Annotated in this window: 1 protein-coding gene; it reads left to right on the top strand. The window is 62.2% G+C overall.

Annotation, left to right across the window (positions count from 1 at the left end; all coding sequences use genetic code 11):
* The first annotated feature begins 101 nt into the window (after positions 1 to 101).
* Positions 102 to 1,592, top strand: a complete 1,491-nt coding sequence (locus GD429_RS39955; RefSeq protein ID WP_227792229.1) for an ISNCY family transposase — start codon at positions 102 to 104, stop codon at positions 1,590 to 1,592.
* Positions 1,593 to 1,697: the final 105 nt, after the last annotated feature.

Here is a 1,697-nt window from a genome sequence, read left to right as displayed (position 1 = left end):
TTGTAGTAGCTTTTTAGAAATGTCGTGTTCTGGCTACTTAGAAATGTCGTGTTTTGACCTCGGTATGCTGGCCGGTTCTTTGCGGGACCACGGAGCCGGCCATGTATCCAGGTGCACTGGTGACACTGAACATGCGAGAACTCGACCGTCTGAAGGTAATCCAGGCCGTGGTGGACATGGGACTCAAGCCCGGACGCGCGGCCGAACGACTGGGCGTGACCGTGCGTCAGCTCCAGCGTCTGGTGGATCGTTACCGTGAGTCTGGCGCCGCCGGACTGGCTTCGCGCAAGCGTGGGCGTCCCGGTAATCGGCGGCTGGACGCTGATCTGGCCGATCGGGCACTGTCGATCATCCGTGATCGCTACGCCGATTTCGGGCCGACGCTGGCCTGCGAGAAGCTGTATGAGTGCCACGGCATCCGGCTGGCGAAGGAAACGGTCAGGCGGCTGATGACGGACGCCGGGCTGTGGGTGCCGCGCCGGCAGCGGCCGCCGAAGGTCTACCAGCCACGGGCACGACGCGCGTGCCTGGGCGAACTGATCCAGATCGACGGTAGCGACCACCGCTGGTTCGAGGATCGGGCGCCAGCCTGCACGCTGCTGGTATACGTGGACGATGCGACGAGCCGGTTGATGATGCTGCATTTCACGGCGACCGAGTCGACCTTCAGCTACTTCGAGGCGACGCGCGCGTATCTGGAGCGTCACGGCAAGCCGATGGCGTTGTACAGCGACAAGTACAGCGTGTTTCGCAACGTCAACCCGGGCACGACTGGCAATCGGGTGACGCATTTCGGCCGCGCGATGTACGAGCTGAACATCGACACGTTTTGCGCAAACAGCAGCCCGGCCAAGGGGCGGGTCGAGCGTGCGCACCTGACGCTGCAGGACCGGCTGGTCAAGGAACTGCGGCTGCGCGGGATCAGCACGGTGGCCGAGGCGAACGCCTATGCACCCTCCTTCATGGCGGCCTACAACGCACGTTTCGCGAAGCCACCGAAGAGCAGTTTCGACGCTCACCGGCCACTGCGGGACGACGAGAGCCTTGAGTTGACGCTTACGTGGCGCGAACCGCGGAAAGTGACGAAGTCGCTGACGGTGCAGTACGACCGGGTGATGTACCTGCTGGACGACACGCCAGAGAACCGGAAGCTGATTCACCGCTACATCGACGTGTGGGAGTACCCGGACGGGCGCATCGAGCTCCGGACGGAGGGTCAGGTGTTGCCCTGCAGGCAGTACGATCGGCTGGCCGAGATCGATCAAGCCGCAGTCGTCGAACACAAGCGCCTGAGTCACGTATTGCAGGTCGCTCAGGCGATTCAGGCGCAACGCGATAACAGCCGCATCGGTAAAGCCCCATCCCGAACAAACCGGGGCGACTCGACCAAGACCGATCGAAACAAACCTCAGCCGGGCAAGAAGAAGCAGCGCGAGTTCGTGCAGGCGGACGTCGAGCAAGTGATTGTGGATTTGGCTGAGCGCAGGCAGGCGCAACCGCAACCCCGCAAACCTGGCCGTCGGTCTGCAAGGGACAGTGGATCCGACGCAAGCGCCCTGCCCGTTCAGACGCCCGCCTTCGACACGGCGTAACGAATAAACCAGGACAAACAGGCAGCAAAACCAACCCTAACCCCAACCTCAAAACCGGACATTTCTATTTAGCTGGCGCCACGACATCTTGAAATGGCTACGACA

This window comes from Burkholderia sp. BE17 (genome assembly GCF_009362305.1).
GTDB classification, from domain to species: Bacteria; Pseudomonadota; Gammaproteobacteria; order Burkholderiales; family Burkholderiaceae; genus Burkholderia; species Burkholderia pyrrocinia_C.
Note: the sequence above shows the minus strand (reverse complement) of the source record. Positions and strands in the feature narration are given on the sequence as shown.